This is a genomic window from Ruegeria sp. F12, from assembly GCF_056533885.1.
The window spans coordinates 1-18,704 of sequence record NZ_JBQFOV010000020.1 but is presented as its reverse complement, the minus strand read 5'-3'; the positions used below and the strand labels follow the sequence as shown (position 1 = coordinate 18,704).

Here is an 18,704-nt window from a genome sequence, read left to right as displayed (position 1 = left end):
GATGGCAAAACTTGGTAAACGCACCCGCGCTGCGCGCGAAGCTGTCGCCGGCAAGGAAAACCTGTCGGTTGAAGATGCAGTTGCCCTGGTCAAAGCCAATGCAACCTCGAAATTCGACGAGACCATCGAAATCGCGATGAACCTGGGCGTTGACACTCGTCACGCAGACCAGATGGTTCGCGGCGTTGTTGGTCTGCCGAACGGCACCGGTAAAGCGATGCGCGTTGCTGTGTTCGCGCGTGGTCCCAAGGCGGACGAAGCGAAAGAAGCAGGTGCGGATATCGTTGGCGCAGAAGACCTGATGGAAACCATTCAGGGCGGCACCATCGAATTCGATCGCTGCATTGCCACCCCGGACATGATGCCCATCGTTGGCCGTCTGGGTAAGGTTCTGGGCCCCCGCAACCTGATGCCGAACCCCAAGGTTGGCACCGTGACCATGGACGTGAAAGCGGCCGTGGAAGCAGCCAAAGGCGGTGAAGTTCAGTTCAAGGCGGAAAAAGGCGGCGTTGTGCACGCAGGCGTTGGCAAAGCTTCGTTCGACGAAGCCAAGCTGGCCGAAAACGTCCGCGCTTTCGTCTCGGCTGTGGCCAAGGCAAAGCCGTCGGGTGCAAAAGGCACCTACATGAAAAAGATCGCACTGAGCTCGACCATGGGCCCCGGTGTGACCCTGGATGTGGCGGCTGCGTCGGGCGAATAAGCCCTTCCGTCAATGCAGATTTGAAACCGGGTTGCCGAAATGCAGCCCGGTTTTTTTGCGTTTACAGGTAAGCGCGCAGAACCTCTGCCTCGCGGGCGCTGATGGTCGAGGCCGCGGTTTCGCCGAAAGCAGAGACTCCGAATTTCAACATGGGGAATAGGGTTAGAATCTCGGACCGTTGGGCCTCTGACAGGGCGTGTTTGGCGGTGTCGCCAAAGAAATAGCTTTCAGTCAGCGCCCCGTTTGAGCGGACGATATGATGCCGGTCGAACATGAAATGCGTGTAGGTGATACTGTCCATTTCGCAGATTTCAACGCCAGGCAGGCCGCACAGGTGTTTGGCGGCAACGAAGACTTCGGATGAGCCGAACAGCATGTCGGTGACGGGGGCCGAGACCAGTACCCGGTGCTGTGGCGACAAGATAAGCTTGCGGCTGTTTCCAATCGCATCTTTTTCGATGACGACAGGGGCAAAGGCGCCGGTGCCTTGCACTTCGGTTGTGCCGATCCACAGAATGGGTTGGAACCCGGCGTCGCGGGTCCAGACCATTTGACCTTTTTTCAGCAGGGCTACGTCGACTTCGCCATCGACGGTTTCGATCAACGTGCCGGGGCCAAAGCAAGGGATATAGTCATCATAGGAAGACGACCCGGCGTTGGAACCGGAAATCTTGATGTAGGACGTGCCGGGTGTCAGCGGTTCGGATGTTGCAAACCCCCAAACGTCCGAGGTGATGCCATTTTGCGAAAAGACATAAATCTCGATCTCGGGGCCGGTAGGTACTCCGTTTTCGTCGAGGGCGCGGACAACGATTATGGATTCGGATTCGACCTGGGTACCGTCGGCGACGATACCGCCACCATCCGTGATGACGTGCCCGGCTTCTTGGTCATCGTTGAAGACGTTAGGGCTTCCGCTGGTGTCATCCAGCGTGACAGTGGTGCCAAAGCCTCCGGAGTATTCAAAAATCGTTCCGTCGGGGGTGTCCGAGTTGTTGATGATCGGATCGCCTTCAATCGAGCTGTCGGGGCTGGACGTGACGATCAGAGCTTCACTGTCCTGGGCAAAAAAGCTGCGAAGTACCATTGAATACGAACACCTGTAGCTGATGAGGATCCGGATCACGGATCATTTTTTCGAGGCAATCTGGACCAAAATATTGGTGCAGGTCGAGAGGGTAAATATCAAAACCTTTCCATGTCGTTACAAAAAAGCGTCAGTGTAGTCAGGGCTTTTGGAACGCAAGACGCAACCGGTCGCCGAGCCTTTTCCGCCTGTCCTCATCATAGGCGCTATATGGGTGATCAGCTTGCCAAAGGGACAGCCAGTCAATCAATAGTCGGGCACGCAGACAGAAATCGAGGACGTCCATACGGAACGGATGGCGATATCGACGTAGGAACATCTGTTTGTTGGCTTGCACGATTCCACTGCGGTCAATGGCGTCGGTCGGCGCGTTGCGGAATACATCTGATTTCAAGAAGTCTACAATATCATAAACCGCCAGTTTTTCGCGGGTTTCAGTAAAATCCAGCCCGATCATCTGCCCTTGCCCGACAATCAGGTTCTGGCTGTGGAAATCACCATGGGCCAGGACCTGGGTCTCGGGCGCGCCCCTCAGGCCAGCCATCTCGGCCAACAGCACCCTGAGCATGACGTCACATTCTGCTCGAACCGAAGGTGGAACCTGTGCGTTTAACTCTGCAATCAGGTCAGTCATCCATTTGGGGCGAAATCTGTACTCCTTGGACGGACGGAAAGAATGTAGATCGTTCAGCCACGCGCCGGCGCGGCGATAGATCTGGGCGACTTGGGCGTCATCTATGCTGTTGTGGATCAGGTCTGCGGCGGTTGGTCGGTCGATGAAGGGGGTGACAAAGAACGCCTGAGACGGCGAAAGATAGACCGGGTGCACGACGTCGGAATCTTTCATAGGTAAAAAATACTCCGACAAGGCGGTAAGGTGGCCGAATTCCTGTTTCAGTCGTCCGGTGTCAGGGGAGTCGACGTCGATCTTGAGGGCGTACACCTTATGAGCAGCACGCAGTTTAATCACCATACGCGTGTCAGGAAAGTCATGAGATCGGTAGATGCAATCGAACGCACCAACCGGATTGGCCCTGATTTGCCGGGCGAACTCGTCCACATAGCGAGAAGCGCGGTGAAATTCTTCGTCCGAAAGAGGGTGCATTCTTGGAGGGAACCGTGTCCAGGCGTGTCTGACAATCTGCCCAATGGACGGGCAGTTGCAGCCCTTGTCAATGCCATAGCAAAACCGCGCCTAATCCGCAATTTACCTCTTGGAAACCCACGCCATCTGCCCTAAAGAGATTTGCGGAGTAAAGCGTGCGATTCGTCGTGCGCTTTATTTCGTTTCGTCCAAGACGGTGGGTGGTGCCATATGGCCCCTTAATCTCCTGCCTGAGACGGGTAAGACCAAAGAATTCTGAGGGTCGCGATCCTCGGGCGCATTTTGGCCAATCCCGTAACAACGGACCTGAACGCTGTGGTTTCGACCGCAGCAAATATGAGCCGGGATGTCCAACATCCCAAACTTGGAGAGAACTGTGGATAGAGCCCAGAAAGAGAAAGTGGTCGAGGAACTCGGCCAAATCTTCGAAAGCTCTGGCGTCGTAGTGGTAGCTCACTACGCCGGTCTGACAGTTGCCGAGATGCAGGACCTTCGCGCACGTGCTCGTGACGCGGGTGGTGCCGTGCGTGTTGCCAAGAACAGGCTCGCCAAAATCGCCCTCGACGGAAAGCCATGTGAGAGCATCGCTGACCTGCTGACGGGTATGACCGTTCTGACCTATTCCGAGGACCCCGTGGCAGCAGCCAAGGTGGCCGAAGACTTCGCCAAGGAGAACAAGAAGTTCGAAATCCTTGGCGGTGCAATGGGCGAGAACGCTCTGGACCGCAAAGGCGTGGAAACAGTTTCGAAAATGCCGTCTCGCGAGGAGCTTATTGCTTCGATCGTGGGCTGCATTGGCGCACCTGCTTCGAACATCGCCGGCGCGATTGGCGCACCTGCAAGCAACATCGCAAGCATCCTTTCCACCATCGAAGAGAAGGCGGAAGCTGCGTAAGCGGTTGGCACTGAATGATCTGCGTAGGGAACACTCCCTGACGTTGGAACACACACTGTAAACGGAAAGAGCTGATAAAATGGCTGATCTGAAAGCACTCGCAGAAAGCATCGTGGGTCTGACCCTGCTGGAAGCACAAGAACTGAAAACCATCCTCAAAGACGAATACGGCATCGAGCCCGCAGCTGGCGGCGCCGTAATGGTCGCAGCTGGTGGCGACGCCGGTGGCGCAGCTGAGGAAGAAAAAACCGAATTCGACGTCGTTCTGAAGAACGCCGGCGCTTCGAAAATCAACGTGATCAAAGAAGTTCGCGGCATCACCGGTCTGGGCCTGAAAGAAGCCAAGGAACTGGTCGAAGCTGGCGGCAAGATCAAAGAAGGCGTGTCGAAAGACGAAGCCGAAGAAGTCAAAGGCAAGCTGGAAGCAGCTGGCGCCGAAGTCGAGCTGGCCTAAGCCAACCGACAGGTGCATCGCTGATGCGCCGAAAATTCAGGCTGGGCCCAGAGAAATCCGGGTCCAGCCGAACCTGTCTTAGAAAGGGCCTCATGTCTTGGGGCGTTTTCTAAGACACGGTTTTCGGATCGGGAGGCCACCTTCGGGACGGTGGCCACGAATTGATCCGGACGTGTCGTCTCGATTGTGCAAGATGCCGGGGCCCGACGGTGTCTTTGCCCGCTGAGAACATCGAAAGGTGACATCTGACATGGCTCAAACGTTCCTTGGCCAGAAACGTCTTCGTAAATATTACGGCAAAATCCGCGAAGTTTTGGAAATGCCGAACCTCATTGAGGTCCAGAAATCTTCATATGATCTTTTCCTGCGCTCCGGCGATGCAGAACAGCCCACAGACGGCGAAGGCATCAAAGGCGTGTTCCAGTCGGTTTTCCCGATCAAGGATTTCAACGAAACCTCCGTGCTGGAGTTCGTGAAATACGATCTGGAAAAACCCAAATATGACGTCGAAGAGTGCATGCAGCGCGACATGACCTACAGCGCGCCGCTGAAGGTCACTCTGCGTCTGATCGTGTTTGATGTCGATGAGGACACCGGCGCCAAGTCGGTCAAAGATATCAAGGAACAGGACGTGTTCATGGGCGACATGCCCCTGATGACACCGAACGGAACGTTCATCGTGAACGGCACCGAGCGTGTAATCGTCAGCCAGATGCACCGCTCGCCCGGTGTGTTCTTTGACCACGACAAGGGCAAGACCCACTCGTCCGGTAAACTGCTGTTTGCCTGCCGCATCATCCCGTATCGCGGCAGCTGGCTGGACTTTGAGTTCGACGCCAAGGACATCGTGTTCGCCCGTATCGACCGTCGCCGCAAGCTGCCTGTGACCACCCTGCTGTACGCACTGGGTCTGGATCAGGAAGCGATCATGGACGCGTATTACAACACCGTGTCCTACAAGCTGGACAAGAAGAAAGGCTGGGTCACGCCGTTCTTCCCCGAGCGTGTGCGCGGGACCCGTCCGACATACGACCTGATCGACGCGAAATCAGGTGAAGTGATTGCCGAAGCGGGCAAGAAAGTCACACCGCGCGCCGTGAAGAAGCTGATAGACGAAGGCAACGTCACCGACCTGCTAGTTCCCTTCGACAACATCGTCGGCAAGTATGTCGCAAAGGACATCATCAACGAAGAAAACGGCGCGATCTATGTCGAAGCCGGTGATGAGCTGACTCTGGAATACGACAAGGACGGCGACCTGATCGGTGGCACCGTCAAGGACCTGATGGATGCGGGCATCACCGACATCCCGGTTCTGGACATCGACAACGTTAATGTCGGTCCCTACATGCGCAACACTATGGCTCAGGACAAGAACATGAGCCGCGAAACCGCGCTGATGGACATCTACCGCGTCATGCGTCCGGGTGAGCCGCCCACCGTCGAAGCGGCCTCGGCCCTGTTCGACACGCTGTTCTTCGACAGCGAGCGCTATGACCTGTCCGCTGTTGGCCGCGTGAAAATGAACATGCGTCTGGCACTGGACGCGCCTGACACTCTGCGTACCCTGCGCCGCGAAGACATCGTGGCCTGCATCAAGGCGCTGGTTGAGCTGCGTGACGGCAAAGGCGACGTGGACGATATCGACCACCTCGGCAACCGTCGTGTGCGCTCGGTGGGCGAACTGATGGAGAACCAGTACCGCGTCGGTCTGCTGCGCATGGAGCGCGCGATTAAAGAGCGTATGTCGTCAGTCGAGATCGACACCGTCATGCCTCAGGACCTGATCAACGCGAAACCGGCTGCGGCTGCTGTTCGTGAATTCTTCGGCTCGTCGCAGCTGTCTCAGTTCATGGACCAGACCAACCCTCTGTCTGAAGTCACCCATAAACGCCGCCTCTCGGCGCTTGGCCCCGGTGGTCTGACACGTGAGCGTGCAGGCTTTGAAGTGCGCGACGTTCACCCGACCCACTACGGCCGGATGTGCCCGATTGAAACGCCTGAAGGTCCGAACATCGGTCTGATCAACTCGCTGGCCACCTTCGCCCGCGTGAACAAGTATGGCTTCATCGAAACGCCCTACCGCGTCGTTAAAGACGCCGAGGTGACCGATGAGGTTCACTACATGTCCGCGACCGAGGAAATGCGTCACACCGTGGCGCAGGCGAACGCGACTTTGGATGCGGATGGCAAGTTCATCAACGATCTGGTGTCGACCCGTCAGGCCGGTGACTACACCCTTGCCCCGCGCGAGAATGTTGACCTGATCGACGTGTCGCCGAAACAGCTGGTGTCGGTCGCTGCATCGCTGATCCCGTTCCTTGAAAATGACGACGCCAACCGCGCTCTGATGGGCTCGAACATGCAACGTCAGGCGGTTCCGCTGCTGCGGGCCGAGGCACCGCTGGTTGGTACCGGCATTGAGGAAAAGGTTGCGATTGACTCGGGCGCTGCGATTCAGGCGAAACGCGCCGGTATCATCGACCAGGTCGATGCCCAGCGTATCGTTATCCGCGCGACTGAGGATCTGGAACTGGGCGACGCTGGCGTTGACATCTATCGTCTGCGCAAGTTCCAGCGGTCGAACCAGAACACCTGTATCAACCAGCGTCCGCTGATCAAGGTGGGTGACACCGTCCAGAAGGGCGAGGTTATTGCTGATGGTCCGTCGACCGATATGGGTGAACTGGCCCTTGGTAAGAACGTGGTCGTCGCGTTCATGCCCTGGAACGGCTACAACTACGAAGACTCGATCCTGATCAGTGAACGTATCGCGCGTGACGACGTCTTTACCTCGGTCCATATCGAGGAATTCGAAGTCGCCGCCCGTGACACCAAGCTGGGTCCGGAAGAGATCACCCGCGACATCCCGAACGTCGGTGAAGAAGCGCTGCGCAACCTCGACGAGGCGGGCATCGTTTACATCGGCGCGGATGTTGAGCCGGGCGATATTCTGGTCGGCAAGATCACTCCGAAGGGCGAAAGCCCGATGACCCCGGAAGAAAAGCTGCTGCGCGCCATCTTTGGTGAAAAAGCATCTGACGTGCGCGACACCTCGCTGCGCGTGAAACCGGGCGATTACGGTACGGTCGTTGAGGTTCGCGTCTTCAACCGTCACGGCGTCGAGAAAGACGAGCGTGCGCTGCAGATCGAGCGTGAGGAAGTCGAACGTCTGGCCCGTGACCGGGACGACGAGCTGGCGATCCTGGACCGCAACATCTATGCGCGTCTGCAGGGCCTGATCCTGGGTAAAACCGCTGTCAAAGGCCCGAAAGGCGTCAAGCCAGGCTCGGTGATCACCGAGGAACTGCTGGAAACCCTGACCCGTGGTCAGTGGTGGCAGCTGGCGCTGGAAGGCGAACAGGACGCACAAATCGTCGAGGCTCTGAACGAGCAGTACGAAGTGCAAAAGCGTGCTCTGGACGCTCGTTTCGAGGACAAGGTCGAGAAAGTCCGCCGTGGCGACGACCTGCCGCCGGGTGTGATGAAGATGGTCAAAGTCTTCATCGCCGTGAAGCGCAAGCTGCAGCCGGGCGACAAGATGGCCGGTCGTCACGGGAACAAAGGTGTGATCTCCAAGGTTGTTCCGATGGAAGACATGCCGTTCCTGGCCGATGGTACTCCGGTTGACTTCTGTCTGAACCCGCTGGGTGTGCCTTCACGTATGAACGTTGGTCAGATCCTTGAAACCCATATGGGTTGGGCCGCACGCGGTCTGGGTCTGAACATCGACGACGCTCTGGGTGAATACCGCCGGTCCGGCGATCTGACCCCAGTGCGCGAAGCGATGAAGCTGGCTTATGGCGAGAATGTCTACGAAGAAGGCATCACCGGTCTGGACGAGGATGGCCTGATCGAGGCTGCGGGCAACGTGACCCGCGGTGTTCCGATCGCAACCCCGGTCTTTGACGGTGCCAAAGAGGCTGACGTCAATGACGCGCTGGTGCGTGCGGGCTTCTCGGAAAGCGGTCAGTCGGTTCTGTTCGACGGTCGCACCGGTGAGCAATTTGCACGTCCGGTCACCGTGGGCATCAAGTACCTGCTGAAACTGCACCACCTTGTGGACGACAAAATCCACGCGCGTTCGACCGGGCCGTACAGCCTGGTTACCCAGCAGCCGCTGGGAGGTAAGGCGCAGTTCGGTGGTCAGCGCTTTGGTGAGATGGAGGTCTGGGCTCTGGAAGCTTACGGCGCCGCCTACACCCTGCAAGAGATGCTGACGGTGAAATCGGATGACGTCGCCGGCCGGACCAAGGTCTATGAGTCGATCGTCAAGGGCGAGGATAACTTTGAAGCGGGCGTACCGGAATCGTTCAACGTTCTGGTTAAAGAAGTCCGCGGCCTCGGCCTGAATATGGAACTCCTGGATGCGGAGGTTGAGGAGTAAGGGCGCTGCCCTTTCTCCCGTCCCCCCTTTCGCAAGATTTGAGGTAACAAATGAACCAGGAAATCACCAACAACCCGTTCAACCCGCTGACGCCCCCGAAGGTCTTTGACGAGATCAAGGTCTCGCTGGCGTCGCCCGAGCGGATCCTGTCTTGGTCCTATGGCGAGATCAAGAAACCCGAAACCATCAACTACCGGACGTTCAAGCCTGAACGTGACGGCCTGTTCTGCGCGCGTATCTTTGGCCCGATCAAAGATTACGAATGTCTGTGCGGCAAATATAAGCGGATGAAGTATCGCGGCGTTGTCTGCGAGAAATGCGGTGTGGAAGTCACCCTGCAAAAAGTCCGCCGCGAGCGTATGGGCCACATCGAACTGGCCGCGCCCGTCGCACACATCTGGTTCCTGAAATCGCTGCCGTCCCGTATCGGTCTGATGCTGGACATGACGCTGCGCGATCTGGAACGCGTTCTGTACTTTGAAAACTACGTCGTCATCGAGCCCGGTCTGACTGACCTTACCTACGGCCAGATGCTGACCGAAGAAGAGTACATGGACGCTCAGGATGCTTACGGCATGGACGCGTTCACCGCCAATATCGGTGCCGAAGCCATCCGTGAGATGCTGGCCCAGATCGATCTGGAAGCCGAAGCCGAGCAGCTGCGCGCTGATCTGGCCGAAGCAACCGGCGAGCTGAAGCCAAAGAAGATCATCAAGCGTCTGAAGGTTGTTGAATCCTTCCTCGAGTCGGGCAACCGCCCCGAGTGGATGGTTATGACCGTGATCCCGGTCATTCCGCCGGAACTGCGTCCGCTGGTTCCGCTGGATGGTGGCCGTTTCGCGACCTCGGATCTGAACGATCTGTATCGCCGCGTCATCAACCGGAACAACCGTCTGAAGCGTCTGATCGAACTGCGCGCGCCTGACATCATCGTCCGCAACGAAAAGCGGATGCTGCAGGAATCCGTGGATGCTCTGTTCGACAACGGCCGTCGCGGCCGCGTAATCACCGGTGCCAACAAGCGTCCGCTGAAATCTCTGTCGGACATGCTGAAGGGTAAGCAGGGGCGCTTCCGTCAGAACCTTCTGGGGAAACGCGTCGACTTCTCGGGCCGTTCGGTCATCGTGACCGGTCCGGAGCTTAAGCTGCACCAGTGTGGTCTGCCTAAGAAGATGGCGCTGGAGCTGTTCAAGCCGTTCATCTACTCGCGCCTTGAAGCCAAGGGTCTGTCTTCGACTGTCAAACAGGCGAAGAAGCTGGTCGAGAAAGAGCGTCCCGAAGTGTGGGATATCCTCGACGAGGTGATCCGCGAACACCCTGTCATGCTTAACCGTGCGCCGACGCTGCACCGTCTTGGCATTCAGGCGTTCGAACCGGTTCTGATCGAAGGTAAAGCCATCCAGCTGCACCCGCTGGTCTGTTCGGCCTTTAACGCTGACTTCGACGGTGACCAGATGGCTGTTCACGTCCCGCTGAGCCTTGAGGCCCAGCTGGAAGCCCGTGTTCTGATGATGTCGACGAACAACGTTCTGTCGCCTGCAAACGGCGCGCCGATCATCGTTCCGTCGCAGGATATGATCCTGGGTCTCTACTATGTGACCCTGGAGCGCGAAGGCATGCCAGGTGAAGGCAAGGTGTTCGGTTCGATCGACGAAGTTCAGCACGCGCTGGATTCCGGTGAAGTGCATCTGCACACCAAGATCACCGCCCGGATCACGCAGATCGACGACGAAGGCAACGAAGTTCAGAAGCGCTATGAGACCACGCCGGGCCGTCTGTGTCTGGGTGCTCTGCTGCCAATGAACAACAAAGCGCCGTTCGATCTGGTCAACCGTCTGCTGCGGAAGAAAGAAGTGCAGCAGGTGATCGACACCGTCTACCGGTATTGCGGTCAGAAAGAGTCGGTTATCTTCTGTGACCAGATCATGTCGATGGGCTTCAAAGAAGCGTTCAAGGCGGGCATCTCGTTCGGTAAAGACGACATGGTCATTCCGGACGACAAGTGGGGTATCGTTGATGACACCCGCGGTCAGGTGAAGGACTTTGAACAGCAGTACATGGACGGCCTGATCACTCAGGGCGAAAAGTACAACAAAGTTGTCGATGCCTGGTCGAAGTGTAACGACCGCGTCACTGAGGCGATGATGTCGACGATCTCGTCGTCGGATCGGGCTGAGGACGGCTCCGAGCAGGAACCGAACTCGGTCTACATGATGGCCCACTCGGGTGCGCGTGGCTCGGTCACTCAGATGAAACAGCTGGGCGGTATGCGCGGCCTGATGGCCAAGCCGAACGGTGACATCATCGAAACGCCGATCATCTCGAACTTTAAAGAAGGTCTGACCGTTCTCGAGTACTTCAACTCGACCCACGGTGCCCGTAAGGGTCTGTCGGATACCGCTCTGAAGACGGCGAACTCGGGTTATCTGACCCGTCGTCTGGTGGACGTGGCGCAGGACTGTATCGTTCGTGAGATCGACTGTGGCACAGAACGTGCAATCACAGCCGAAGCAGCCGTGAACGACGGTGAGGTTGTTGCCTCGCTGGCCGAACGTGTGCTGGGCCGTGTGGCGGCTGACGATGTTCTGCGTCCGGGCACCGATGAGGTGATCGTCGCAGCAGGTCAGCTGATCGACGAACGTATGGCCGACACCATCGACGAGGCCGGTGTTGCGTCGATGCGCATCCGTTCGCCTCTGACCTGTGAGTCCGAGGAAGGCGTCTGTGCAACCTGCTATGGTCGTGACCTTGCACGCGGCACCATGGTCAACACGGGTGAAGCTGTCGGCATCATCGCCGCGCAGTCGATCGGTGAACCCGGTACTCAGCTGACTATGCGGACCTTCCACATCGGTGGTGTTGCGCAAGGTGGTCAGCAGTCGTTCCAGGAAGCCAACCAGGAAGGTGTTGTTGCGTTCGAGAACCCGCAGATTCTGATCAATGCCGCAGGCGAAAGCCTGGTCATGGGCCGGAACATGAAGCTGGTTATCAACGACGAACACGGCGAAGAGCGTGCCAGTTTCAAGCTGGGCTATGGTTCCAAGCTGTTCGTCAAGGATGGTGCAACCGTTGCCCGTGGCGACAAGCTGTTCGAATGGGACCCGTACACCCTGCCGATCATCGCCGAGAAAGCCGGTACTGCGAAATACGTTGACCTTGTTTCGGGCCTTGCTGTCCGCGACGAGACCGACGAAGCAACCGGTATGACCCAGAAGATCGTGATCGACTGGCGCGCCGCCCCCAAAGGCAGCGACCTCAAGCCCGAGATCATTCTGGTCGGTGAAGATGGCGAGCCGGTCCGCAACGATGCGGGCAACCCGGTTCACTATCCGATGTCGGTGGATGCGATCCTGTCGGTCGAAGACGGTCAGACCGTCGAAGCCGGTGACGTTGTCGCGCGTATCCCGCGTGAAGGTGCCAAGACCAAGGACATCACCGGTGGTCTGCCGCGTGTGGCCGAACTGTTCGAAGCCCGCCGTCCAAAAGATCACGCGATCATCGCAGAAGCCGATGGTTACGTGCGCTTTGGCCGCGACTACAAGAACAAGCGCCGCATCAGCATCGAACCGGCGGACGAGTCCATGGAGACCATCGAATACATGGTGCCCAAGGGCAAGCACATCCCGGTCGCCGAAGGGGACTTCATCCAGAAGGGTGAATACCTGATGGACGGTAACCCGGCTCCGCACGACATCCTGTCCATCATGGGTGTCGAAGCGCTGGCGGATTACATGATCGACGAGGTGCAGGACGTGTATCGTCTGCAGGGCGTGAAGATCAACGATAAGCACATCGAGGTTATCGTGCGCCAGATGCTGCAGAAGTGGGAGATCCTGGATTCAGGCGACACCACCCTGCTGAAAGGCGAGCATGTCGACAAGCAAGAGTTCGACGCGGCCAACGAGAAGACCATCGCCCGCGGTGGTCGTCCGGCACAGGGTGAACCGATCCTTCTGGGGATCACCAAAGCCTCGCTGCAAACGCGTTCGTTCATCTCGGCGGCGTCGTTCCAGGAAACCACTCGTGTCCTGACCGAAGCTTCGGTTCAGGGCAAGAAAGACAAGCTGGTTGGCCTGAAAGAGAACGTCATCGTCGGTCGTCTGATTCCCGCCGGTACCGGTGGTGCCACTCAGGCCGTGCGTCAGGTCGCCCAGACCCGCGACAACGTCGTCATCGAAGCCCGCCGGGAAGAGGCCGAAGCCGCCGCTGCTCTGGCTGCGCCGCTGATCGATGATGATATGGTCGGGGATGAGCTGGACATCGTGGTCGACGCCCCCGAAAGCCGCGAATAAGCGCGGTTTCAGAACAAAGAACAGGCCCTGCGGAAACGCGGGGCCTTTTTTGTTGTTGTGGTCTTGCTGAACAGAGGGCCGTTAGTATCAAAAAAACCGCGCAGTGGGCTCAGGCAATGCGACAGACATGCGCTCAAATGCTCAGATTCAGGAACAGAACGCCAAGCGCAACCCCCACAAACGCGCCTGGGGTGTTACCGTTTTTCACAGATTCCGGTGCCAGATCAGAAATTGCTTGAAGGTTTAAAAATAGAAAAAACACAACAAACGAGCAGAGAGCGCCCCAAAACATTAGGTCAAATCTGATAGGGGTCGGGGCAGACTTAGGCTTGCGGGCGCGCGGCTGTGCCACACTTGCTTTTGGTTGCGGCTGAACACCACTGGTTTGGTAGCGACGTGGTTGCTGACCAAAACCTTGAGAATTCTTCGCAAATATAAACTCTCCAAAAAACTGACGTCAGAATGGTCAAATTTTTTAACACATTGATACGACTTGCAAATCACTTTTTCCGGCCGCGTGTATTGACTTGCAGTTCGTCATCCCCGCGAATGAGTATGAAGATATCTGAGTTCTGTTTCCATGACCCCAAACATAAAAGGCGCCCTGCTGATGATGGGCAGTATGGCGGCGTTTACCATCAATGATACGCTGATCAAGCTGGCAGGGGCCGAGGTACCTCTGTTCCAGATGGTGGCCATGCGCGGGGTTTTGGCGACGGTTCTTGTGTATCTTATGGCGCGCAACCTGGGGGCGCTGCATTTGCACTTCCCGCGACATGACAAGTGGTTGATCGGTGCGCGTAGCCTGGCCGAGCTGTCGGCCACGTTCTTTTTCCTGACCGCTCTGCTGCATATGCCGCTTGCCAATGTGACGGCGGTCTTGCAGGCACTGCCGCTGACCGTGACTTTGGGTGCGGTTCTGTTTTTTCGCGAACAGATCGGGTGGCGGCGCATTCTGGCTATCGGGATGGGGTTTGTGGGGATGCTGCTGATCGTACGACCAGGTCCGGAGGGGTTTAGCATCTATGCGATTTACGCGCTGATCGCCGTGATCTCGGTGACGGTGCGGGATCTAATCACGCGGCGCATGTCTAGTGAGGCGCCGTCGCTGGTTGTGACGCTGGCCACAAGCGTCACCATCACCGTTTCGGCCTCGATTGCGACCGTATCAACAGGTTGGGTGCCAGTTTCGCCCGGAGCGGGCGTGATGGTGGGGACGGCGGCGGTGTTTGTACTGATGGGCTATCTCTTCAGCGTCATGGTTATGCGCGAGGGCGATGTGGGGTTCATCGCGCCGTTTCGTTACTCCAGCTTGCTTTGGGCCCTGGGTTTGGGTTGGGTCGTGTTCGGAGACTGGCCAGACGCTGTAACCATGGCAGGTGCCGCGCTGGTCGTGGGTGCCGGGCTTTTCACCCTATTCCGTGAGCGGGCAGTTCACCCACCCGAGTGAACCCGACGCACGGCGTCCTGGTCGATGGCAAAGCGGGCGATGAACTCGCCCTCTTGTTCGGGGGTCAGGGGTGCAAGCTGAGTGTTGCTTTTGCGGGCATGGGGTGAATCGTTGAACGAATTCAGCGTGCGCACCCACATCGGCGCGTCTGGATAGCTGATCACCGGCATGTAGTTACCGATCCGGTGATGCCCAAAATTCATGATTGTCAGATCACTTCCACCCCGCACGTACATGGCAAACCCGATCCCCAGCAGCGGTTGAAACACCTGCGCGGCGTGAATGCCCTCGGGCCCGAACCGTGCCAGAAACCCTTGGTTATAGTCGATGGCGACCGTTTTGTGGTTGCGCATCAGCGCGCCGCCTTCGTCAGCGGCGATACGTAGCCGTTCGACGAAATCCACCGACACGGCGTCGTCATCATCATGCCGGAATTGGATGCAGGGCATGTTGGGATCGTGACGTGCGGCGTTCAGGATCTCTTTCATCACCCGGCGGTGGCGCATGGGGCGACGGGCGATGATCTGCACCTGCTTCATGCCTGTGGTCAGGTCGTGCAGCCGATCAAAGGCGGGTTTCGGTAGGCAATCCCCGATCACGATGAGCAATTGGAAATCCTCATCCGTCTGTTCGCGCAGACAGGGCAGGGTGGTGGTTTCGAACAGGCGAAACCTCTCTTCCAGCCGGGTAGGGTGGTAGAGATAGCCGCGCCGTTCCTCGATCGTGTCATGTTCGACCTGAAAGCCGCCATGGGCGGGGTAGGAAAAGCGGCACAGGCCGATGATTTGCATGGGTCATCCGTAGTGCGTGGCGTTGTGGCTGACTATGCCCCTGCGGTCGCGAACTCGCAACGGTCAGCAGTACTGGCGGCCGACAATCGGACCGGATATATCAGCGCAAAGCGGCCTGTCGTGCGGTGGGTCCGGTGTACTGTTGACACTTGCGCCGACTCCCCCTATTACGCGCCCATCTCGGTACCGGGGGCCGCCCCAAAACCGATCTCAGTAATGGACTGGTCAAGACCCGGACAATTTTGCAGTTCGCGTCCTCTGATAACCAACCGCGACGTTCACCTCGGAATGGGAACGCTCGCGGGTTTTGCGCTTGTGGACGCATGAGCGCAGCAAAGTTTAACCGCACGCAATGCGCGTGCATGTCATGTGTGTTGCAAAACGGGGAAGAAACCGGAATGCCAACTATTCAACAGCTGATCCGCAAACCGCGGCAGCCCAAAGTAAAACGCTCGAAGTCCATGCACCTGGAGCAGTGCCCGCAGAAACGCGGCGTCTGCACCCGTGTGTATACCACCACACCGAAAAAGCCGAACTCGGCTATGCGTAAGGTTGCCAAAGTGCGCCTGACCAACGGGTTCGAGGTCATCTCGTACATCCCCGGTGAAAGCCACAACCTGCAGGAGCACTCGGTTGTTCTGATCCGTGGCGGCCGTGTAAAAGACCTTCCCGGTGTGCGTTACCACATCCTGCGCGGTGTTCTGGATACTCAGGGCGTCAAAGACCGTAAGCAACGTCGTTCGAAATACGGCGCGAAGCGTCCCAAGTAAGAAGGAGAGGCTGATATGTCACGTCGTCACGCCGCCGAAAAACGCGAAGTCCTGCCTGACGCCAAATTTGGCGACAAGGTTCTGACCAAATTCATGAACAACCTGATGATCGACGGCAAGAAGTCGGTCGCAGAGCGCATCGTTTACAACGCCTTTGATCGCGTTGAAAACAAGATCAAGCGCGCACCTGTCGAAGTGTTCCACGAAGCGCTCGACAACATCAAACCGTCGGTCGAGGTTCGCTCGCGCCGGGTTGGTGGTGCAACCTATCAGGTTCCGGTCGAAGTACGCCCCGAGCGCCGCGAAGCACTGGCCATCCGCTGGCTGATCACCGCCGCGCGCGGTCGCAACGAAAACACCATGGAAGAACGCCTCGCCGGTGAGCTGCTGGACGCTGTACAGTCCCGCGGTACTGCCGTGAAGAAGCGCGAAGACACCCACAAGATGGCCGAGGCGAACAAAGCCTTCAGCCACTACCGTTGGTAATCCAGAGGCTTATCCAAAATGGCACGCGAATATCCGCTCGAACTATACCGTAACTTCGGTATCATGGCGCACATCGACGCAGGTAAGACCACCTGCTCGGAGCGTATCCTGTATTACACTGGTAAATCTCACAACATCGGTGAGGTGCACGATGGTGCAGCCACCATGGACTGGATGGAGCAGGAGCAGGAACGCGGCATCACCATCACTTCGGCTGCGACCACCACTTTCTGGGAGCGCACCGAGGACGGTAAAACCGCCGATACCCCTAAGCACCGCCTGAACATCATCGACACCCCCGGCCACGTTGACTTCACCATCGAAGTTGAGCGTTCGCTGGCGGTTCTCGACGGTGCCGTCTGCGTTTTGGACGCAAACGCCGGTGTTGAACCCCAGACCGAAACCGTGTGGCGTCAGGCTGACCGCTACAAGGTTCCGCGTATGGTTTTCGTCAACAAGATGGACAAGATCGGCGCAGACTTCTTCAACTGCGTTCGCATGATCGAAGACCGCACCGGCGCACGCGCCGTTCCGGTTGGCATTCCGATCGGCGCCGAGTCCGAGCTGGAAGGTCTGATCGACCTGGTCACCATGGAAGAATGGCTGTGGCAGGGCGAAGATCTGGGCGCAAGCTGGATCAAAGCTCCGATCCGCGACAGCCTGAAAGACATGGCTGACGAATGGCGCGGCAAGATGATCGAAGCGGCCGTCGAAATGGACGACGACGCGATGATGGAATACCTGGAAGGCAATGAGCCCGACGTTCCGACCCTGCGCGCCCTGCTGCGCAAAGGTACTCTGGACATCGCGTTTGTTCCGGTTCTGGGTGGTTCGGCGTTCAAGAACAAAGGCGTTCAGCCTCTGCTCAACGCTGTGATCGACTATCTGCCCAGCCCGCTGGACGTTGTTGATTACATGGGCTTCAAACCCGGCGACGAGGAAGAAGTTCGTGACATCGCCCGTCGTGCTGATGACGACATGGCCTTCTCGGGTCTGGCGTTCAAAATCATGAACGACCCCTTCGTTGGCTCGCTGACCTTCACCCGGATCTACTCGGGCACCATGAACAAGGGTGACTCGATCCTGAACTCGACCAAAGGTAAGAAAGAGCGCATCGGTCGTATGATGATGATGCACTCGAACAACCGGGAAGAGATCGAAGAAGCGTTTGCAGGCGACATCATCGCGCTGGCGGGTCTGAAAGACACCACCACCGGTGACACCCTGTGTGACGCGAAGGATCCGGTGGTTCTGGAAACCATGACCTTCCCCGATCCGGTGATCGAGATCGCGGTTGAGCCCAAAACCAAGGGCGACCAAGAGAAGATGTCCCAGGGTCTGGCCCGTCTGGCCGCCGAAGACCCGTCCTTCCGTGTGGAAACTGACCTGGAATCCGGTCAGACCATCATGAAGGGCATGGGCGAACTTCACCTGGACATCCTGGTTGACCGTCTGAAGCGCGAGTTCAAGGTTGAAGCGAACATTGGTGCACCGCAGGTGGCCTATCGCGAAACCATCTCGATGCCGGTTGAACACACCTACACCCACAAGAAACAGTCGGGTGGTTCGGGTCAGTTCGGTGAAGTTAAGCTGGAAATCCAGCCGACCGAGCCAGGCGAAGGTTATTCGTTCGAAAGCCGCATTGTTGGTGGTGCCGTTCCGAAGGAATACATCCCGGGTGTTGAAAAAGGCATCAACTCGGTCATGGATAGCGGCCCGCTGGCTGGCTTCCCCGTGATCGACTTCAAGGTTGCCCTGTTGGACGGTAAGTTCCACGACGTTGACTCGAGCGTTCTGGCGTTCGAAATCGCGGCCCGTATGTGTATGCGTGAAGGCATGCGCAAAGCTGGCGCGAAACTGTTGGAGCCGATCATGAAGGTCGAGGTGATCACCCCGGAAGAATATACCGGCGGTATCATCGGCGACCTGACCTCGCGTCGTGGCCAGGTGTCTGGTCAGGAACCGCGCGGCAACGCGATCGCGATCGACGCGTTCGTTCCGCTGGCGAACATGTTTGGCTACATCAACACACTGCGTTCGATGTCGTCGGGCCGTGCCCAGTTCACCATGCAGTTCGACCACTACGATCCGGTTCCGCAGAACATCTCGGACGAGATCCAGGCGAAATACGCATAACCAAAGATTTGAGGGGGTCCGGTTCACGGGCTCCCTTCATTACCGAAAAAGGAGGCCATCATGGCAAAGGAAAAGTTTGAGCGTACAAAACCGCACGTCAACATCGGCACGATTGGCCACGTTGACCATGGTAAGACCACGCTGACCGCAG

Annotated in this window: 13 protein-coding genes; 10 read left to right on the top strand and 3 right to left on the bottom strand. The window is 57.7% G+C overall.

Annotated elements, in window-relative coordinates; all coding sequences use genetic code 11:
- The first annotated feature begins 1 nt into the window (after position 1).
- Entirely contained in the window at positions 2-700 is a 699-nt protein-coding gene (rplA, locus tag ACR0CA_RS19445; protein ID WP_170774647.1) for a 50S ribosomal protein L1, read from the top strand.
- 61 nt (positions 701-761) lie between these two features.
- Here the strand turns inward: rplA and ACR0CA_RS19440 are convergent, their stop codons facing one another.
- Positions 762-1,787: a Hint domain-containing protein gene (locus tag ACR0CA_RS19440; protein ID WP_480877076.1), complete on the bottom strand. Its 1,026-nt coding sequence runs from the start codon at positions 1,785-1,787 to the stop codon at positions 762-764.
- Between the two features lie 139 nt (positions 1,788-1,926).
- Positions 1,927-2,892 (bottom strand): phosphotransferase, encoded by a 966-nt coding sequence (locus ACR0CA_RS19435; RefSeq protein WP_480900808.1) that lies wholly within the window; start codon positions 2,890-2,892, stop codon positions 1,927-1,929.
- Between the two features lie 376 nt (positions 2,893-3,268).
- On the opposite strand from ACR0CA_RS19435, the gene rplJ reads away from it, so the two are divergent.
- The 5 genes from rplJ (at position 3,269) to ACR0CA_RS19410 (ending at position 14,370) form a co-directional block, all read left to right on the top strand.
- Complete coding sequence (rplJ, locus tag ACR0CA_RS19430) at positions 3,269-3,787, top strand: 50S ribosomal protein L10 (protein ID WP_170774641.1); 519 nt, start codon at positions 3,269-3,271, stop codon at positions 3,785-3,787.
- A gap of 79 nt (positions 3,788-3,866) precedes the next feature.
- Positions 3,867-4,241, top strand: coding sequence for a 50S ribosomal protein L7/L12 (gene rplL / locus ACR0CA_RS19425; RefSeq protein ID WP_010441182.1), 375 nt, complete (start codon positions 3,867-3,869; stop codon positions 4,239-4,241).
- 250 nt (positions 4,242-4,491) lie between these two features.
- Entirely contained in the window at positions 4,492-8,628 is a 4,137-nt protein-coding gene (rpoB, locus tag ACR0CA_RS19420; RefSeq protein ID WP_480900805.1) for a DNA-directed RNA polymerase subunit beta, read from the top strand.
- Between the two features lie 50 nt (positions 8,629-8,678).
- A complete protein-coding gene (rpoC, locus tag ACR0CA_RS19415) occupies positions 8,679-12,920 on the top strand; it encodes a DNA-directed RNA polymerase subunit beta' (RefSeq protein ID WP_480900803.1) in 4,242 nt (1,413 codons plus the stop codon).
- A gap of 580 nt (positions 12,921-13,500) precedes the next feature.
- On the top strand, positions 13,501-14,370 hold the full coding sequence (locus ACR0CA_RS19410; RefSeq protein ID WP_480900801.1) for a DMT family transporter: 870 nt from the start codon (positions 13,501-13,503) through the stop codon (positions 14,368-14,370).
- Here ACR0CA_RS19410 and ACR0CA_RS19405 read toward each other — a convergent pair.
- Positions 14,355-15,161 carry a putative rhamnosyl transferase gene (locus ACR0CA_RS19405; protein ID WP_480900800.1) on the bottom strand — a complete coding sequence of 269 codons (807 nt, stop codon included), beginning with the start codon at positions 15,159-15,161 and terminating at the stop codon, positions 14,355-14,357. The genes ACR0CA_RS19410 and ACR0CA_RS19405 overlap by 16 nt on opposite strands.
- A 398-nt stretch (positions 15,162-15,559) precedes the next feature.
- Between ACR0CA_RS19405 and rpsL the strand changes: the two genes are divergently transcribed.
- From rpsL to ACR0CA_RS19385, 4 genes are all read left to right on the top strand, one after another.
- Entirely contained in the window at positions 15,560-15,931 is a 372-nt protein-coding gene (gene rpsL / locus ACR0CA_RS19400; RefSeq protein ID WP_005621086.1) for a 30S ribosomal protein S12, read from the top strand.
- Between the two features lie 15 nt (positions 15,932-15,946).
- The gene (gene rpsG, locus ACR0CA_RS19395; protein ID WP_039529242.1) at positions 15,947-16,417 is read left to right on the top strand and encodes a 30S ribosomal protein S7; all 471 of its coding nucleotides are present in this window, start codon (positions 15,947-15,949) and stop codon (positions 16,415-16,417) included.
- Between the two features lie 18 nt (positions 16,418-16,435).
- Positions 16,436-18,553, top strand: coding sequence for an elongation factor G (fusA, locus tag ACR0CA_RS19390; RefSeq protein WP_170774631.1), 2,118 nt, complete (start codon positions 16,436-16,438; stop codon positions 18,551-18,553).
- A 60-nt stretch (positions 18,554-18,613) separates the two neighbouring features.
- The coding region (locus tag ACR0CA_RS19385) for a GTP-binding protein (protein ID WP_215675807.1) at positions 18,614-18,704 on the top strand (91 nt) is incomplete at its 3' end.